The organism is Streptomyces sp. NPDC041796 (assembly GCF_055590785.1).
Map to the genome: position 1 here is coordinate 323,576 of NZ_JBVJAH010000005.1, position 17,284 is coordinate 340,859.

Annotated in this window: 14 protein-coding genes; 5 read left to right on the plus strand and 9 right to left on the minus strand. The window is 71.5% G+C overall.

Translation table 11 applies throughout. From position 1 onward, the window contains the following. The first annotated feature begins 14 nt into the window (after window positions 1-14). Both ACZ6C1_RS12315 and ACZ6C1_RS12320 read left to right on the plus strand, forming a co-directional pair. Window positions 15-935 (plus strand): DMT family transporter, encoded by a 921-nt coding sequence (locus tag ACZ6C1_RS12315; protein ID WP_469240382.1) that lies wholly within the window; start codon window positions 15-17, stop codon window positions 933-935. A gap of 14 nt (window positions 936-949) precedes the next feature. After that, window positions 950-1,852 (plus strand): LysR substrate-binding domain-containing protein, encoded by a 903-nt coding sequence (locus ACZ6C1_RS12320; RefSeq protein WP_469240197.1) that lies wholly within the window; start codon window positions 950-952, stop codon window positions 1,850-1,852. A 12-nt stretch (window positions 1,853-1,864) separates the two neighbouring features. Here the strand turns inward: ACZ6C1_RS12320 and ACZ6C1_RS12325 are convergent, their stop codons facing one another. Then, entirely contained in the window at window positions 1,865-2,533 is a 669-nt protein-coding gene (locus tag ACZ6C1_RS12325; RefSeq protein WP_469240198.1) for a TetR/AcrR family transcriptional regulator, read from the minus strand. A gap of 195 nt (window positions 2,534-2,728) precedes the next feature. Here ACZ6C1_RS12325 and ACZ6C1_RS12330 point away from each other — a divergent pair, with 195 nt between their 5' ends. The 3 genes from ACZ6C1_RS12330 to ACZ6C1_RS12340 all read left to right on the plus strand — a co-directional run bounded on the left by ACZ6C1_RS12330 (window position 2,729) and on the right by ACZ6C1_RS12340 (window position 5,275). After that, entirely contained in the window at window positions 2,729-3,049 is a 321-nt protein-coding gene (locus ACZ6C1_RS12330) for a hypothetical protein (RefSeq protein WP_469240199.1), read from the plus strand. Between the two features lie 184 nt (window positions 3,050-3,233). After that, entirely contained in the window at window positions 3,234-4,163 is a 930-nt protein-coding gene (locus tag ACZ6C1_RS12335; protein ID WP_469240200.1) for an SAM-dependent methyltransferase, read from the plus strand. Between the two features lie 2 nt (window positions 4,164-4,165). Continuing rightward, window positions 4,166-5,275: a terpene synthase family protein gene (locus ACZ6C1_RS12340; protein WP_469240201.1), complete on the plus strand. Its 1,110-nt coding sequence runs from the start codon at window positions 4,166-4,168 to the stop codon at window positions 5,273-5,275. Window positions 5,276-5,288: 13 nt separating this feature from the next. On the opposite strand, the gene ACZ6C1_RS12345 is transcribed toward ACZ6C1_RS12340, so the two are convergent. The 8 genes from ACZ6C1_RS12345 to ACZ6C1_RS12380 form a co-directional block, all read right to left on the minus strand. After that, entirely contained in the window at window positions 5,289-6,686 is a 1,398-nt protein-coding gene (locus ACZ6C1_RS12345) for a cytochrome P450 (RefSeq protein WP_469240202.1), read from the minus strand. Then, window positions 6,683-7,303 (minus strand): GTP-binding protein, encoded by a 621-nt coding sequence (locus ACZ6C1_RS12350; protein WP_469240203.1) that lies wholly within the window; start codon window positions 7,301-7,303, stop codon window positions 6,683-6,685. The genes ACZ6C1_RS12345 and ACZ6C1_RS12350 overlap by 4 nt, the downstream gene beginning before the upstream one ends. Beyond that, window positions 7,284-7,661, minus strand: coding sequence for a DUF742 domain-containing protein (locus tag ACZ6C1_RS12355; protein ID WP_469240204.1), 378 nt, complete (start codon window positions 7,659-7,661; stop codon window positions 7,284-7,286). The genes ACZ6C1_RS12350 and ACZ6C1_RS12355 overlap by 20 nt, the downstream gene beginning before the upstream one ends. Then, window positions 7,658-8,065, minus strand: coding sequence for a roadblock/LC7 domain-containing protein (locus tag ACZ6C1_RS12360; RefSeq protein WP_469240205.1), 408 nt, complete (start codon window positions 8,063-8,065; stop codon window positions 7,658-7,660). Before ACZ6C1_RS12360 ends, ACZ6C1_RS12355 begins: the two co-directional genes overlap by 4 nt. Continuing rightward, a complete protein-coding gene (locus ACZ6C1_RS12365) occupies window positions 8,062-9,705 on the minus strand; it encodes a sensor histidine kinase (RefSeq protein WP_469240206.1) in 1,644 nt (547 codons plus the stop codon). The genes ACZ6C1_RS12360 and ACZ6C1_RS12365 overlap by 4 nt, the downstream gene beginning before the upstream one ends. Before the next feature lie 183 nt (window positions 9,706-9,888). After that, window positions 9,889-12,453, minus strand: a complete 2,565-nt coding sequence (pepN, locus tag ACZ6C1_RS12370) for an aminopeptidase N (RefSeq protein WP_469240207.1) — start codon at window positions 12,451-12,453, stop codon at window positions 9,889-9,891. Between the two features lie 179 nt (window positions 12,454-12,632). Beyond that, window positions 12,633-13,652, minus strand: a complete 1,020-nt coding sequence (locus tag ACZ6C1_RS12375; protein WP_469240208.1) for an aspartate-semialdehyde dehydrogenase — start codon at window positions 13,650-13,652, stop codon at window positions 12,633-12,635. 177 nt (window positions 13,653-13,829) lie between these two features. Continuing rightward, window positions 13,830-17,141, minus strand: coding sequence for a S8 family serine peptidase (locus ACZ6C1_RS12380; protein ID WP_469240209.1), 3,312 nt, complete (start codon window positions 17,139-17,141; stop codon window positions 13,830-13,832). Window positions 17,142-17,284: the final 143 nt, after the last annotated feature.

The window sequence follows — 17,284 nt, forward strand, 5'->3', positions numbered from 1 at the left end:
TACCCGTGGCAATCCTGGACCGCGTCCGTGTCGATGAGCGGAAGACCACGAGAGGGGTGGCCGTCCGGGCTTCGGGCACGGGCCTGCTCCTCGCGGCCCTCGCGACGGTCGTCTGGTCGGGCAGCTTCGTGGCCTCCCGGGCCCTCCACGACTCCGTCCCGCCCGTCCAGGCCGCCTTCTGGCGATGGATCGTCGCCCTCGTCGCCGTCGCCCCCTTCGCCGCCCGCGAGGCCTGGCGGCAGCGGGAACTGATCCGGCGTCACCTCGGGTTCGTCGCCCTCGCCTCCCTGCTCGGCGTCGCCGTCTACAACACCCTCGTCAACCAGGCCGGCCTCACCACCTCCGCCGGCACCATGGGCATGGTCATGGCCGCCTCCCCGGTCCTGATGGCGGTGTACGAGAGGCTCGGCGGCGCCCGGCTCGGACCGCGCCGTGCCACCGGCATGCTGATCGCCTGCACCGGTGTCCTCCTCCTGGTCGGCCGGGGTTCCCTGGTGCCCGACCTGGCGGCCGGCGACCTGTGGATCGTCGCCGCGGCGGTCTGCTTCGCCTCGTACAGCGCCCTGCTGAAGCGGCGGCCGGCCGGACTCGGCGGACCGGCCTTCCTCTTCGCCACCTTCGTGCTCGGCACGCTGATGCTGCTGCCGGCGTACGTGGTCAGCCTCACCGTCCAGGGCGGGTTCGAGCCCACCGCCGGCACGGTCGGTCCGCTCGTGTACGTCGGGGTCTTCTCCTCCGCCGTGGCCTTCTTCGCCTGGAACAAGGCGATCGCCCTGATCGGCGCGGCCCGGGCGGGAGTCGTGTACTACCTCCAGCCGGTGTGCGTGGCGCTGCTGTCCTGGGCGCTGATCGGCGAGGCGATGGGGCCGCTGCAATTCCTGTGCATGGCCCTGATCCTCGGTGGTGTGGTCCTCGGGACCGCCCGCGGCAGGTGAGTAGGTTGCGGGACATGACCGAGTGGGACATCAAGAAGCTCCAGATCCTCCGCACCCTGCGCGACCGGGGAACGGTGACCGCGACGGCGGAGGCGTTGCTGATGACCCCTTCGGCCGTGTCGCAGCAACTGACGAACCTCTCCAAGCAGCTCGGGGTACGGCTGCTGGAGGCGCAGGGCCGCGGGGTGCGGCTCACGGACGCGGCGCGGCTGGTGCTGCGGCACGCCGAGGTGGTGTTCGCGCAACTGGAGCGGGCGGACGCCGAGTTGGCCGGCTACCTCCGGGGGGACGCGGGGGAGGTGCGGGTCGGGGCGTTCTCCACCGCCGTGCCCGCGCTGGTCGTTCCGGCCGTCCTGCGGCTCCGCGCCGCGCACCCGGGTCTGGAGGTACGGGTGCGGGAGGCCGAGGCCGCCGAGGCGTACGAGCTGCTGTCGGCCGGGCAGGTGGACCTGGCGCTCTCGCTGGCGGCCCACGCGCCGACGGCCCGGGACGCCCGGTTCGGCCGCGTACCGCTGCTGGCGGACCCGCTGGACGTGGCCCTTCCGGCGGGGCACGCGCTGGCGGGGGCGCCGGGGCTGCGGCTGGCCGACCTGTCGGGGGAGCGGTGGATCTTCGGGGGCAGCGGGCCCTGGTCGGAGATCACCAGGGCGGCGTGCGAAGCGGCCGGGTTCGTGCCGGAACAGGCGCACTCGGCCGCCGGATGGACGGCGATCCTGGCGATGGTGGAGGCGGGGATGGGCATCGCGCTGGTGCCGCGCATGGCGGCCGCCGAGCGCGCCTCGGGGGTGGTGATGCGGGTCCTGGCGGCGGACCAGCCGCGCCGTCACGTCGTGGCGGCGGTGCGCCGCGGGGCGGAGTCCGCCCCCGCCGTGTCCCGCCTGCTGGCGGCGCTGCGGGAGGTGGCGGCGCGGCGGTAGGCCGCGGGTCGGTCAGCGGGGGCGGGCGAGGCCCAGGAGGAGCTCGTCCGCGGCTGCCTTGATCTCGTCCACCGTCCGCGCGCCGTCGCGCGTCAGATGATGCGTCAGGCTGGGAAGGAACGGGGCGAGCAGCATGTGGGCCAGCAGCGACGCGTCGGCCTCCGGGCGGATGCGGGTGACGAGCACGGTCACGTGCGTGTGCATGGTCGCGTACGCCCCGCTGCTGTAGCGGGCGCTCGGCGCGGCCGTCTCGGCGGCGAGCATCATGTCCAGCTGGTCGGCGACCCGGTCGGCCAGCGCGTGCAGGAAGGCACGCAGCCGCTCCAGGGGCGGGGCGTCCGGGCCCAAGGGGGGCGGGCCCGTCATGAACGCCTCCTGGAACTGCTTCTCGCGCTCGTCGAGCAGGGCGAACAGGAGCTGGGCGACGTCCCCGAAGCGGCGGTAGACCGTGCCCACGCCGATACCGGTCTCGTGGGCGACGGCGTTCATCGTCAGCGCGTCCGGCCCCTTCTCCGCGACGATCCGCGTGGCCGCCTCCAGGATCCGGCGGCGGTTGTCGGCGGCGTCCGCGCGCTCGGCGCGTCCGGCGTGTCCGGCGTGTCCGGCGTGTCCGGCGTGTCCCGCCCGGTCTCCGGCGGGGCCGCCCGCGAGGGGAAGGTGGGGACGCGGCGGCTGGTCCATGGTCCCAGCATAACCCCGGTAACGGAAAGTTATCCGCTTGAGCTCGCTCGCCCCGCCCACCCTCGTACGCGGCCACAACGCCAACGGCTCCAGGATCGTCGCCGAGCACCGCTCCACCCCTGTGCGCCCGTGTCAGCCCCCCAACGGAGGCGTCGCCCGCCCGCGCGTCCACGGTGAGGCCGTGCCCGGCCCCGAGTGGCCGGAACTACTGCTCTCCAGGGCCGCGACGGCGAGAGGGGCGAGTGGTTCGAGATCATGCCGTGCACCCGGCTCCATCCCGACATCCCGCACCGGTTCGTGCTGCCCGGCCCGGCCGTCGCCACCCACCTCCGGCTCGACGCCTTCCCCGGCGGCGGCATCGCCCGGATGCGGCTGCCCGGCTCGCTCACCGACGAGGGCGCCGCCGCCCCGCGTGCCCGCTGGGCCGCGCCGAGCGGCCGGCGGCCCCCGCCCGGGCGGGGGCCGCGCGCCGATCACCCACCCGCCCGGCGGGCTTCACCCCTTCTGGCCCCATGAGGGGGCGCCCCACAGGGGAGTCGCCCCTTCATTCCGCTTCCGCCGGGCCAACTCGCGCAGAATGTGGCCCTTTTGCGCGTGACTATGCTCAAACCCTGGGTGACTGAGGACTTTTTTCAGTCACTTTTGGGCAGGGTGGGGCGGCCGATGAACACCCCCACATGACCGCAGGACCGGAGAACCGATGGACAGCAACCTCGCCATTCAGCCGACCACTGATGGCCAGGCATTCGACCACGCGCAAGTCCCGCTCTACTACAGCCGCAAGACGGCGGACATCCTCCACAAGTACGGACCGGGCCCCCGCGTCCACTTCCACGTAGGGCTGTTCGCCCCCGGCGCCACCCCCAACACCACCGTCTCGCAGCGGGCCCTCAAGCGCCGCATAGTCGAGTCCCAGGAGGCGATCGTCGCGCACGCGGCCCGCAGCTGGGGCGCGTACGCCACCCCGCCCGGCAAGCTCCTCGACATCGGCTGCGGTGTCGGCGGCGGCTCGATCTACTGGGCCCAGGAACACGGCAGCAAGGTCACCGGCATCACCGTGGCCACCGAACACGTGCCGCTCATCGCGGACTTCGCCCGCCGCGCCGGTGTCGCAGGCCGCGTCACACCGGTCCTCGGCGACATCCACGACTTCACCACCAAGCGCAAGTACGACGCCGCCTACGCCAACGAGAGCTCCGGCTACATGGACCGCGAGCGGCTCTTCCAGGTCGTGGCCCGGGCCCTGAAGCCGGGCGGCTGGTTCGGCATCCAGGAGCACTTCATCCGCCGCCCCGAGTGGACCGAGTTCATCGACGGCTACTACAAGACCCGGCTCGGCACCCTCACCGAGTACATCCTGGCCGCCGAAGCGGCCGGCTTCGAGCTCGAACAGGACGAGGACGTCACCGACCGGGTCGCCGAGTTCTGGGTCCAGTCCATGGCCTGGAACACGGCCGAACTGGAGCGCGTCGAGCGCGGCACCGGCCGGCCCGGCTCCCCTGAGAGGACCGCCTGGTCCCGTGAGCGGCTCCAGGAATCCACGATCACGCACGGCAAGCTGTTCCGCATCTGGCGCGACCACGCCATGGAGACCCGGCTGCTCCTCTTCCGCCTGGGCGGGGGCGTCTGACGATGCCACCCGCGTACGACGAGGACGCCCCGCCGTCCCGCATCGGCTGGCGACTGCCGCCGTTCTACTGCCCTTTCGACACCGGCCTCATCCACCCCAAGGCCGCCGAGCTCGAAGAGCGGGCGATCGAGTGGATCGACACGTACAACATCTACCCGGACGCCACCGAACGCGCCTGGGGCCTGGCCACCCACAGCGCCGACTTCACCAGCCGCATCATCCCGTTCGGTGATGTCGAGCCGATGCTGCTGTTCACCGAATGGAACTACTGGGCGTTCGCGACCGACGACTGGCAGGACTCCGATGCCGCCGCCAGCCGGACGGCGACCATCGCCGACCACGGGGCCCGGCTCGTCCGCGCCGTCGAGGCACCGGGCTCGGCCATGCTGCCTCCGGGACCGCACACCGACGCGCTGCACGACCTGGTGACCCGCACGCGGGCGATGCTCACCCCTTTACAGCTACGCCGGTTCGCCGAGGGCGTCAGGGACTGGGTCTTCGGCGCGGCCTGGCAGACCGCTCACGCCGAGCGGCGCCTCATGCCCGGTCTCAACGACTTCGTGGCCATGCGCAATTCCGGCAACGGAACGCGGTTCACCCTCGCCTGGTGCGACGTGGCGAACGGCATCGACGTGCCGGCGGACGTTCTGTACTCGGCCCCGGTCCAGGCCCTCACCGAAGCCGCCGGCTTCATCGTGAGCTGCGACAACGACTTCTGCTCGTACAACAAGGACGACCATCAGGAACCCCGGGAGCAGAACCTGCTCAACGTCCTCGCCCGGCACCACGGCTGTACGCCCGGGGAGGCGCTTCCCCTCGCGAGCGCCCTGCGGGACCGCACGGTGACGCTGTTCGTCCGGCTGGGTGACCAGGTCGGGCGCGGTGCCGACGATGAGCTGCGCCGCTATCTCCGCTCGCTGGAGCACTGGATCGCGGGTGACATCGAGTACCACAACCGGGCCCCGCGCTACACCAGTCCGCGCAACCGCAACGCTCTGCCCGTCGAAGGGGCCTCGTACGACATCACCTGGCGGGACACTCCCAGCGACCCCAGCCCCGAGCCGCCGCCCCTCCCGGCCATGGCCTGGTGGTGGCAGCAGCTCGACGGCTGACGGCCGGCTCCGCTCAGCGGCGTCCGAGCAGGCGGCTCCACCAGGACCTCCGGCCCTCCCGCCCGGCCTGCACGGGGGCAGGGCGGGCCGGGGGAACCACTGCCTCGGGCAGCGGCTGGGAGGGGCCGGTACCGGCGACGGGAGCGGCGGTGGTGCCCGTGGCCCCACGAGGAGTGAAGGTCACCGGCAGGGCCACCAGCTGCCGGGACATCAGCGACGACCGCCACCGCAGATCGCCCTCCGGGACCGCCAGCTCCAGGTCGGGCAGCCGGGACAGCAGGGTGTCGATGCCCGTGTCGGCGATCGCCCGGCCGATGTCCTGACCGGGGCACTCGTGCGGACCGCTGCTGAAGGCCAGGTGGGAGCGGTTGCCGTGGACGGGGAGCGTGAGGTCCGGCCGGATCTCCGGATCGACGTTGCCGGCCGCCAGACCCAGCAGGAGCATGTCGCCGGCCCTGATCTGCCTGCCGCCGAGCTGGGTGTCCCCGGTGGCCCACCGCCCGAGGATCGTCGTGAACGGCGGCTCGTCCCACAGCACCTGCTCCAGTGCGTCGGGGAGCGTCATATGCCCACCGGACAGGTTGGCGCGGAAGCGCCGGTCGGTGAGAACCATGCGCAGGGTGTTGGCGATCAGATTGGCGGTCGACTCGAAGGCCGCGATGATCACCAGCCGCAGGTGTTCGACGGCCTCCTCGTCGCTGAGCGCCGCCGAGTGCTCCAGCAGCCAGGACGTGAAGTCCTGCCCCGGCACGGTCTTCTTCCGCTCGACGAGCTCCCGCAGCACCGCCGTGACGTACTCGTTGCTGGTGACGGCCGTCGCCGTGCCCCGGAGCATGTCGCGGGCCGCCTCGACGAGCCGTGGCCCGTACGAGTCCGGCGCGCCGACCAACTGAGTCATCACCAGCATCGGCAACGGCTCGGCGAAGTCCGTGATCAGATCCGCACGGCTGGTCTCGGCGAAGTCGTCGATCAACTGGTCGGCGAAACGCTTCACATAGCGGCGTACTCCTCGCCGGTCGAAGCGCTCGAGGGACTCCGTGACCGCCCGGCGCAGCCGCTGGTGCTCCTCGCCGTCGACGAAGTGGCACACCGGCTGCCATGCCGTCATGGGGGTCAGCGGATGATCGGGCGGGACGTTTCCCTCCCGCATGTCGCCCCAGTGGCGCGGGTCCCGCGAGAACCGCGACGGCGTCCGCGCCACGTCCAGGTTCTCCCGGTGGCCCAGCACCAGCCAGGCGGGCAGGTCGCCGTGGACGAGGACCGGGGCGACGCTGCCGTGCTCGGCGCGCAGCTTCTCGTACAGGGCCATCGGGTCGGCCTCGGCCTCGGGGCCGTACAGCCGGTGCGCGGGGCAGCCCGGTGGTGGCCCGGACGGGCCCGGCGCGGTCGGGGGAGTGGACGGCGTGGTCACGATGCCTCCGGGGTCACGGCGAGGGAGTGCAGGTAGCGCATCAGCGTCATCAGGACGTCACGGCTGGAGTCGCGCCGCCGGGCGTCGCACACGACGATCGGCACGGACTCGGGCAGGTCGAGGGCGCCCCGCAGCTCCTCCAGGGGGTGCTCGGGCGCGCCGGGGAAGGAGTTGACGGCCACCACGAACGGAACACCGCGCTCCTCCAGCCTGCCGATGACGTCGAAGCTGACCTCCAGGCGCCGGGTGTCGACCAGGACCACCGCGCCCAGCGCCCCCTCGAACAGCCCCCGCCACAGGAACCAGAAGCGCTCCTGGCCGGGGGTTCCGAACAGGTACAGCACCAGTTCCTCGTTGATGCTGATCCGGCCGAAGTCCATGGCCACGGTGGTGGAGCTCTTGCGTTCCACGCCCGCCGTGTCGTCGACGCCGACCCCGGCCTGGGTCATCGTCTCCTCGGTGGTCAGTGGCCGGATCTCGCTCACCGACCCCACCAGGGTGGTCTTGCCCACCCCGAAGCCGCCGACGATCACCACCTTGACCGCGGCGGTGGTCGTCGCCGGCAGGGCGTCCGCACGGCGTGGCCCGGCGGGTGGCTCAGAGTTTCTGAAGTCCATCGATCACTGCCTCAATCAGTGCCAGGTCGGGGAGTTGGGCGCGGGCGACGGGCGCCCGTGCGAGCACGTCTCCGTCGGCGAGCAGGTCACCCACCAGGACGGTCACCACGCTCACCGGCAGGGAGAGGTACGCGGAGATCTCGGCCACCGACAGCGGAGCCTGGCACATCCGCATGATCGCCGCGTGCTCCGGCTGCATACCGGGCCTGGGCCCCGACCTGGCCACGATCAGGGTGACCAGGTCGAGAGGGGTGGACTCTAATGAACCGCTGCGGCCACCGGTGATCACGTAGAGCCGCTCGGGGCTGCCGTCCTCCCAGTCGGTGTCGTCACCGCGCCGGTGATCCGGGTCGCTCACGCGGGCTGCCCGTCGCGGCGGGGCGGGCTGCTCAGGTGTTCTCCGATCCGCGCCACCAGGTCGCGCATCCGCTGGCCCATGAGACCCGCGTCGACGCCCTCGTCGGCCAGGACGGCCAGGTAGGCCCCGGCGCCGGCCGCCATCAGGTAGAAGAAACCGCCGTCCATCTCGATCACGACGAGCCGCATCCGGCCCTCGCTGTGCGGGAGTTCGGCGCCGACCGCGCCCGCCAGGCTCTGCAGGCCGGCGCAGGCGGCGGCCAGGCGGTCGGCGGTGTCGGTCTCGGCCCCGTACTGCGCCATGCGCAGGCCGTCGGCGGAGAGCACGATGACATGACGGGTCTGCGGAACGCTCTCGGCCAGGTCCTTGAGCATCCAGTCCATATCGGGCCGCTGCTGACTCATGGCTGTTCCCCCTTGCTCGCCGAGGCCGGCGAGGCGTCGCTGTTCTGGTCTGCGCCGGTCTGGCGTTCCCCGGACAGGCCGCTCTGGAAGGCGGCCAGCCACATACCGGGCTGCACGTGGGGCGTGGGCTCCGGTTCGGTCGTGGCGGTCCGGGTGGTCGTGGTGGTGCCCGAGGCCTCCGGGGCGCCGTCGGAGGCGGCGGGTCGTGCCGGCGCCGTCACGCGGGTCTTGCGGCGCCGCTGCGGCAGGCCGCTGGGCGTCCGTTCGGTCACGACCGGCGCGTCGGGGTCGGACGGGCCGGTGACCGGGCGGGACGGGCCGCGTGCGGCGAGCGCGCCGGAGGTGACGGACGCGCCCGGGGCGCTCGAGGCGGTGGACGCTCCCGGGGTGCCGGAGGGGGCGCCCGAGGGCTGCCCGGCCGCCTCCCGTGCGGCCGGTGCCAGGGCGCCCCGGGGCCCGGACGAGGTGCCGATGCCATGGGCGATGCCGGTGGCGGACGAGGTGGTGGTGATCAGCTCCTGCGGCACCACGAGGACGGCGCGGACACCGCCGTACGCCGACGACCGCAGCGAGACCTGGAAGTCGTACGCCTGCGACAGCCGGCCCACCACGGCGAGGCCCAGGCGCGGCGTCTCGCCCAGGTCGTTGAGGTCGATGCCCTGCTGTGCCTGGCGGAGCATGCGCTCGGCCCGGTTCCGGGCCTCCTCGCTCATGCTCACACCGCCGTCCTCGATCTCGATGGCGATGCCCGCGTTCACGTCCACCGCGGTCAGATGGACCTTGGTCTGCGGCGGTGAGTAACGGGTGGCGTTGTCGAGGAGCTCGGCCAGCGCGTGGATGAGGGGTTCGACGGCGGGGCCGACGACGGCGACCTCGGAGACCGAGTGGAGCTCCACGCGCTGGTAGTCGATGATCCGGGACATCGCGCCGCGCAGCACGCTGTAGAGCGGCACGGCCCTGTTCCACTGGCGGCCGGGCCGCGCGCCGCCGAGCACGGCGATGGAGTCGGCGAGCCGGCCGATGAGCGCGGTGCCGTGGTCGAGCCGCAGCAGGTCGCCGAAGACGCTCGGGCTGTGGCCGTGCCGGTCCTCCATGTCCCGCAGTTCCTGGGCCTGCTGGTGCACGATGGCCTGGACGCGGCGGGCGATGTTCACAAAGGCCCGCTGCGCCGACTCGCGCAGGTCCTCCTCGGCGACCACGGCGTCCAGCACCGAGCGCAGCACGGCGAGGTGGGCGGCCCGGAACTCCGGCGTCAGCCCCGGCCCGTAGGCGTCAGGTGCCTCCAGCGAGGCCAGGACGTCCTCAGGGAACTCACCCTCGCGCAGCCGCCGTACCACGTCCGGCAGCAGCGTGTCGGCGAGCCGTACCGTCTCCGCCTCCTGCCGTGCGAGGGCCGTCCGCTGCTCGGCCACCGTGGCCCGCAGGTGCGCCAGCTCCCCGCCGCGCCGGGCGGCCGCACCCGAGGCGATGGCGACCGCGACGAACGCGGCGGCCCCGAGCCAGGCGACCGGGGTGCGGGCCGGCGCGGAGACCAGAGCCACGGCGACGGCGGTGCCCGCTGCGACGACGATGGCGGGCAAGGCCCATAGGGCGGGAGAAGCGGGCCCTGGACTTCCGGGCGACGATCCCAGTCGAACCATCAAAACCCTCAAACGATCGAAAACGAAAGATCAAATGACAAGGACGCAACGGCCCGAAAGCTTATCGGTTCCGTGCATGAGCCTTGACAACGGGTCATGATGTGGACGTAAAAGGCGAGTTGCGAACGGAAGACGCCCCGGACCCCACCGGGTCCGGGGCGCCCGAAGGTGCCTGACGGACGCCTACGCGTCCGCCGCCCGCGCCTTCAGCGCACGCTCGACACCCGCCCGCGACTCCGACACCAACCGCCGCAGCGCCGCGTTCGGTTCGGCGCTCGCCAGCCAGGCGTCCGTCGCGTCCAGAGTCTCCTGGGATACCTGGAGCGCCGGGTACAGCCCGACCACGATCTGCTGGGCCATCTCGTGCGACCGGGACTCCCACACGCCCTTGACCGCCGCGAAGTACTTCTCCGTGTACGGGGCCAGCAGCTCGCGCTGGTCGGTCTGCACGAAGCCGCCGATGACCGCCTCCTGCACGGCGTTGGGCAGCTTGTCCGACTCGACGACCGACGCCCACGCCTCGGCCTTGGCCTCCTCCGTCGGCCGCGCCGCCCGGGCGGTCGCCGCGTGCCGCTCACCCGCCGCCGTCCGGTCCCGCTCGTACTCGGCCGCGATCTCCGTCTCGTCGTACACGCCCGTCGCCGCCAGCCGCTCCACGAACGCCCAGCGCAGCTCGGTGTCGACGGCCAGGCCCTCGATCGTCTCCGTGCCCTCCAGCAGCCCCGTCAGCAGGTCCAGCTGCTGCGGCGTACGGGCGGTCGCCGCGAACGCCCGCGCCCACGCGAGCTGGTGGTCGCTGCCCGGCTCGGCCGTGCGCAGGTGCGCCAGCGTCGCCTCGGTCCAGCGTCCCAGCGCCGCCTCACGCCGCTCGGGCGCCGCGTACAGGTCCAGGGCCAGCTTCACCTGGCGGTGCAGCGACTGCACCACGCCGATGTCCGACTCCTTCGCGATGCCGGAGAGCACCAGCTCCAGGTACGCGTGCGTGGCCAGCTCGGCGTCCCGGGTCATGTCCCAGGCCGACGCCCAGCACAGCGCCCGCGGCAGCGACTCGGTGAAGTCCCCCAGGTGCCTGGTGACGTTCTCCAGCGACACCTCGTCCAGGCGGACCTTGGCGTACGACAGGTCGTCGTCGTTGAGGAGCACCACGGCCGGGCGCCGCTCGCCCACCAGCCGCGCCACCTCGGTCCGCTCGGTCGCCGTGACGTCCAGCTCCAGCCGGTCGGTGCGGACCAGCTTGCCGCCCTCCAGGTCGTACAGGCCGATCGCGATCCGGTGCGGACGCAGCACGGGCTCGCCCTTCGCGCCGGCCGGCAGCGCGGGGGCCTCCTGCCGGACGGCGAAGGAGGTGATCACACCGTCGCCGTCGACCTCGATCTCCGGACGGAGGATGTTGATACCGGCCGTTTCCAGCCATGCCTTCGACCAGGTCCGCAGGTCGCGCCCGGAGGTCTCCTCCAGCGCGCCCAGCAGGTCCGACAGACGGGTGTTGCCGAACGCGTGCCGCTTGAAGTAGGCCTGCACGCCCCGGAAGAAGGCATCCTCGCCGACGTACGCCACGAGCTGCTTCAGCACGGAGGCGCCCTTGGCGTAGGTGATGCCGTCGAAGTTGACCAGGACGTCGTCCAGGTCGTTGATCTCGGCCATGATCGGGTGCGTGGACGGAAGCTGGTCCTGCCGGTACGCCCAGGTCTTCATCGAGTTCGCGAACGTCGTCCACGAGTGCGGCCAGCGCGAGCCGGGGGCCGCCGCCTGGCAGGCGATCGACGTGTACGTGGCGAACGACTCGTTCAGCCACAGGTCGTTCCACCACTCCATGGTGACCAGGTCACCGAACCACATGTGCGCCAGCTCGTGCAGGATGGTCTCCGCGCGCACCTCGTACGCCGCGTCCGTCACCTTCGACCGGAAGACGTACTGGTCGCGGATGGTCACCGCACCCGCGTTCTCCATCGCTCCCGCGTTGAACTCCGGCACGAAGAGCTGGTCGTACTTGGCGAAGGGGTATGCGTAGTCGAACTTCTCCTGGAACCAGTCGAAGCCCTGCCGCGTCACCTCGAAGATCGCGTCCGCGTCCAGGTACTCGGCGAGCGAGGGACGGCAGTAGATGCCCAGCGGTACGACCTGCCCGCCCGGGCCCTCGTAGGTGCTGTGCACCGCGTGGTACGGGCCGACGATCAGGGCCGTGACGTACGTGGACATACGCGGCGTCGGCTCGAAGGCCCAGACGTCGTCCTTCGGCTCCGGCGTCGGCGAGTTCGAGATGACGGTCCAGCCGGACGGCGCCTTCACGGTGAACCGGAACGTGGCCTTCAGGTCGGGCTGCTCGAAGCTGGCGAACACGCGCCGCGCGTCCGGCACCTCGAACTGGGTGTAGAGGTACGCCTGGTCGTCGACCGGGTCGACGAACTTGTGCAGGCCCTCGCCCGTGTTCGTGTACGCGCAGTCCGCGACGACCGTCAGCTCGTTGCGGCCCTGCTTCAGGTGCTTCAGCGCGATCCGCGAGTCCCGGAAGACGGCCGCGACGTCCAGCGCGTGGCCGTTCAGGGTGACCTTGTGCACGGCGGGGGCCACCAGGTCGATGAAGGTCTCCGCCCCGTCCTCGGCGGAATCGAAGCGCACGGTGGTCACCGACCGGTAGGTCGCGTCCTCCTGCGCGCCACTGAGATCGAGGTCGATCTCGTACGAGTCCACGGTCAGCAGCTCCGCCCGCCGCTGGGCCTCTTCACGGGTCAGGTTCGTGCCAGGCACCCGGTCATCTCCTCGTTGTGTGACGTTTGCGGTCATCCTTCCACGGCGGGTGCGGAAGGCGACGACCCATTACCACCGACAGTCGGCGACGGGCCATGGTCCGAGCCGTCCGGAGCCCGGGCACGAGACGGGGGCGGCCACCCGTCAAGGTGACCGCCCCCGCGTCGTGCGTGCCGCCGTCAGGCGCCCTTGAGCTCCTCGGCCACCAGCTCCGCGATCTGCACCGCGTTCAGCGCGGCGCCCTTGCGGAGGTTGTCGTTGGACAGGAACAGCGCCAGGCCGTTCTCGACGGTCTCGTCGACCCGGATGCGGCCCACGTAGGAGGCGTCCTTGCCGGCCGCCTGGAGCGGGGTGGGGATCTCCGAGAGCTCCACGCCCTCGGCGTCCTTCAGCAGCTCGTAGGCGCGCTCCACGCTGATCGGACGCTCGAAGCGGGCGTTGACCTGCAGAGAGTGGCCGGAGAAGACCGGGACGCGCACGCACGTGCCGGAGACCTTGAGGTCCGGGATCTCCAGGATCTTGCGGGACTCGTTGCGGAGCTTCTGCTCCTCGTCCGTCTCGAACGAGCCGTCGTCGACGATCGAGCCGGCCAGCGGCAGCACGTTGAAGGCGATAGGACGCTTGTAGACGCCGGGCTCCGGGTACGCCACGGCCTCACCGTCGTGGGTGAGCTCGGCGGCCTTGTCGGCGACGGCCTTGACCTGGCCGTCCAGCTCCGCGACGCCCGCCAGGCCCGAGCCGGAGACGGCCTGGTAGGTGGTGGCGACCAGGGCGGTCAGCCCCGCCTCCTGGTGCAGCGGCCTGAGCACCGGCATGGCGGCCATGGTGGTGCAGTTCGGGTTGGCGATGATCCCCTTCGGGCGGTCCTTGATCGCGTGGGGGTTCACCTCGGAGACGACCAGCGGCACCTCGGGGTCCCGGCGCCAGGCGGAGGAATTGTCGATCACCACGGCACCCTGCGAGGCGACCTTCTCGGCGAGCGCCTTGGAGGTGGCGCCACCGGCCGAGAAGAGCACGATGTCCAGGCCGGTGTAGTCGGCCGTGGAGGCGTCCTCGACGGTCACGCCGTCCAGGACCGAGCCCGCCGACCGGGCGGAGGCGAACAGCCGGAGCTCGTCGACGGGGAAGTTCCGCTCGGCAAGGATCTTGCGCATGACCGTGCCGACCTGACCGGTGGCTCCGACGATTCCTACCTTCACGGGGACTCCTCCGTACGTGCTTACGGGCCTGGCGGCCTGGGTGCCGCACCCATGATGCGTATCACCTGGCCCGGCTTGTCCAATTCATTGTCCGGGACGTGAGAAGCAGCACGCGAGGCGACGGAAAGGGCGGGCGCCCGGTCCGGACGCCCGCCCTCACTCACCGTACGTACGGAGCTACGGAGTGACCTTCTCGATCACGACGCTGCCCGTGCCCGCGGCCGTGCCGCGCGCCGTCAGCAGCGACACCTCGCCGAAGAACTGCCGGCCCTCGGGGGCCGCGCCGTTCACCAGCACTTCGGCCGCGACCTGCGCGGACGCCCCGCTCGCCAGGGTGACCGGCTTCGACTCGTCGACCTTGAGCGTGCCGAGCGCGGACGAGAAGTACACGTCCTTGTAGTCGTACGTGGTCGTCCCGGCGGGCACCGCGTACCCGTCGACGACGATCGTGTACGTGCCCGGCGCGGGCTTGGCCACCGACACCGACTCCTCCGAGTCGCCGTCCGCCGACTGGCCGACGACCTTGCCGTCCTTCAGGACGGTCAGGTCCAGGTCGGCGCCCTTGTCGGAGGTGTTGCCGATCACGACGTCGAGGCGCTCCACGCCCTCGCCGACCGTCACCGTGCTGGTCTGCGACTCGTGGTTCTTGATCGTCGGCGCGGCGACCTTCGCGGAACCGAGCGATCCGCCCTTCAGCCTGCCGTCGATCGCCGCGAAGGTGTTGGTGACCTTCCAGTCGACCGCGGCCGGCGTGCCGACCTTGGCCTCCGGGACCGTCTTCACGGCCGGGTCGAAGGCCGCGCCCAGCAGCGTGACGTCAAGCTTGTACGGGTTGTCCAGGTCCGGCGACGTACGCCGCGACTCGACCTCGATCTCCCAGACGCCCGGCGCCGGGTCGGCGTACGAGCGCACGTCCGGGCGGCAGGTGTTGGCCGGGTTGTAGTGCGGGTAGCACAGGTTGGACGCGGTGTCCTCGACGGCCACACCGTACGGGTGGATGGAGATGAACCGGGTCTGGCTCTTCTCCTTCAGCCCGCCGATCGCCACCTCCAGCGCCTTGGCGCCCTCGGGCACGGTGACGAAGTAGGACTTGTGGCTGTTGCGCTGGACGCTGCCGCCGGCCGAGAAGGTGTACGAGGGCTTCGCCAGGTCGTGCGCGACGACCACGGTGGCGAGGATCTGCTTGTCGACGCCCTCGGTGTCCTCGTCGTCCGCCTCCACGATCGCGCTGTGCACGCCCGCGGAGCCCGGCTTGGCCTGCACCTTGATCGTGACCGGCTTGTTCAGCGGCAGGTCCACCTCGTCGTCGCCGAGGATGCGGAAGGTGCCGTCGTTGTACTTCAGGTCCAGCTCGTGCTCGATCGGCCGGTCCGGGCCGGTCGTGCGCGTGATGGTGACGTCGTAGACCTTCTTCTGGCCGGCCTTGAGGCCGCCCTCACGGTCGTAGATGCCCGTGCCGGGCTTCTTCAGGTGCTGGTCCAGCGCGGTGTCGACCGGGGCGGCGACCTTGTAGTCGTGCGCGGTCGCGCCGTCCTTGATCGACTCCCAGGCGTCCACGACGTCGATCAGGCCGGAGCCCTGCTCGTGCGCGGCGACACCGGAGATGCGGTTGGCGGTGCTGGTCAGCGCGGTGCGCAGGGTCAGCGGCGACAGCTCGATCTTCTTCGCCTTGGCGGCCGAGATCAGCAGCGCGCTCGCGCCCGCCGCCTGCGGCGAGGACATCGAGGTGCCGTTGAGCATCCCGTAGCCGGCGGGCAGCTTGTAGGTGGTCTCGGGCACCCCCGCACCCGCCATCCACAGCGGGATGGTGTTGACCGCCGAGCCGGGCGCGGAGATCGTCGGGGTGAACCCGCCGTCCTCACGCGGGCCGCGCGAGGAGAAGGGGAACATGGCGTACTTCTTCTCGACGACCGAGTTGTAGTTCGCCGCCCACGTCTCCTTGGAGATCGCCGCGCCGACCGAGACGACCTTGTCGGCCAGGCCGGGGTCGCCGATGGTGTTGATGCCGGGGCCCTCGTTGCCGGCCGAGATGACGAGCTGGACGCCGTAGGTGTCGATGAGCCGGCCGTACAGCTCGGCACGCGCGTTGTCGCCGGAGTTGAGCGCCGGCAGACCACCGATGGACATGTTGACGATGTCCACACCGCGGTTGACGACGAGGTCGGCCATGCCCTCGGTCAGGGCGGTGTTGGTGCAGCCGCCGGACCAGGTGCAGGCGCGCGAGGAGACGAGCTTCGCGCCGGGCGCGGCACCGTTCATCTTTCCGCCGAACAGCCCGTTGGCGGCGGTGATGCCGGCGACGTGCGAGCCGTGGTCGGAGTTGATGATGCCGATGTTGACGTAGTCGGCCTTGTCACCGGCGTCGTTGTACTCGACGTCCTTGCGGATCTCGACCACGAACGGGATGCGCTCGGCGACCTCGGTCGCCGGGTCGTCCGTACCGAAGTGGCCGATCTGGAAGCCGTCCTTGTACGGCTTCATCGCCACGTCGTCGGTGAAGTCGGCGTTGTCGTTGAGGTCGACCCGCACGGTGCCGGCGGCGGCGTCGTACAGCACGCCCCACGCGTCGGTGGTGTCGCCGTCCCGGTTGAGGTCACCGGCCATGTCGCCGCCCTTGGTGACGGCCTCGGCGAACCGGCTGTAGGCGTGCTTGCCGGCCGGCGCGGTGAAGGTGCGCCCGTCGGCGGTGAACGTGGGCCCCTCCACGGCCACGTTCATCCGCCGCCAGGTGCCGTCGCCGTCGCCGACCGGGTCAGTGGCGGTGACCCAGTCGGTGATCTTGCGCTCACCGGTGGTGGTCTTCTGCAGCGCCGGGTGGTCCAGGTCGACCCCGGAGTCCAGGATGCCGATGGTCACGCCCCGGCCGTCGGCCTTGGGGTACTTCTTCACGAAGTCGACCGCGCCCGTCTCGAAGGACGGGTTGTACGGGTTCTTCGCGGGGGTCTTGGCGCTCGGACCCGGGTACGTGGTCGTCGTGCCGGTGGCGGCGCCCCGGGCGGCGGACTGGCCGGCGTCCGGCGACGGGTCGTCCAGCTCGATCTCGTACTGGAGGTCGATGCCCTTGACGGAGGGCAGCTTCGCCGCCTGGTCGAGCGCGGACTCCGCCTTCGGGGTGGGCAGGGTGGCGCGGACGTAGCCGAGCTTGTCGTACGTCGTGCCGACCGTGGCGCCCGCGACTCCGTCAAGCTGCGCGGCGACCTGCTCGGTCTGACCGGGGGCGGTGGCCACCATGACGGTGACGGTCTTGCGGCCGGTGGCCTCCGCCTCGGCGAGCCGCTCGGTGTCGGCCGAGCCGAGCTTGTCCGCGGTGGCGGACGAGGGGGCCGGCTTGGGCGGCGCGGGGTCCGCCGGTTCGGCGGCGAAGACCGGGGCGGTGCCGGCCGCGACGAGCGCGGCCACCAGCCCCGCTGCGGCGGCCACGCGGGCCGCCCGTCTGTGGCCGGGGGCCGGGCTCCCTGATATGGAGCCCTGGGATTCGAGGGTGGTCATCAGCATCCCTGTATGTGAAAGAGAGAGTCCGGAATTCGGTGCCGGATGACCGCTCACCCTTTCGTAAGTGACGGGGTTTTGTGGAGGGTTGTCGGAGGTCAGGATGGGTTTATGGCGTACATCCGCCACCGCGGGCCGTACGC

What these genes read in the sequence shown, in the direction of transcription:
- ACZ6C1_RS12320 (WP_469240197.1), top strand. Translation starts at nt 950, where the DNA reads ATGACCGAGTGGGACATCAAGAAGCTCCAGATCCTCCGCACCCTGCGC.
- ACZ6C1_RS12350 (WP_469240203.1), bottom strand. Translation starts at nt 7,303, where the DNA reads ATGGACTTCAGAAACTCTGAGCCACCCGCCGGGCCACGCCGTGCGGAC.
- ACZ6C1_RS12325 (WP_469240198.1), bottom strand. Translation starts at nt 2,533, where the DNA reads ATGGACCAGCCGCCGCGTCCCCACCTTCCCCTCGCGGGCGGCCCCGCC.
- ACZ6C1_RS12365 (WP_469240206.1), bottom strand. Translation starts at nt 9,705, where the DNA reads ATGGTTCGACTGGGATCGTCGCCCGGAAGTCCAGGGCCCGCTTCTCCC.
- ACZ6C1_RS12360 (WP_469240205.1), bottom strand. Translation starts at nt 8,065, where the DNA reads ATGAGTCAGCAGCGGCCCGATATGGACTGGATGCTCAAGGACCTGGCC.
- ACZ6C1_RS12340 (WP_469240201.1), top strand. Translation starts at nt 4,166, where the DNA reads ATGCCACCCGCGTACGACGAGGACGCCCCGCCGTCCCGCATCGGCTGG.
- ACZ6C1_RS12380 (WP_469240209.1), bottom strand. Translation starts at nt 17,141, where the DNA reads ATGACCACCCTCGAATCCCAGGGCTCCATATCAGGGAGCCCGGCCCCC.
- ACZ6C1_RS12335 (WP_469240200.1), top strand. Translation starts at nt 3,234, where the DNA reads ATGGACAGCAACCTCGCCATTCAGCCGACCACTGATGGCCAGGCATTC.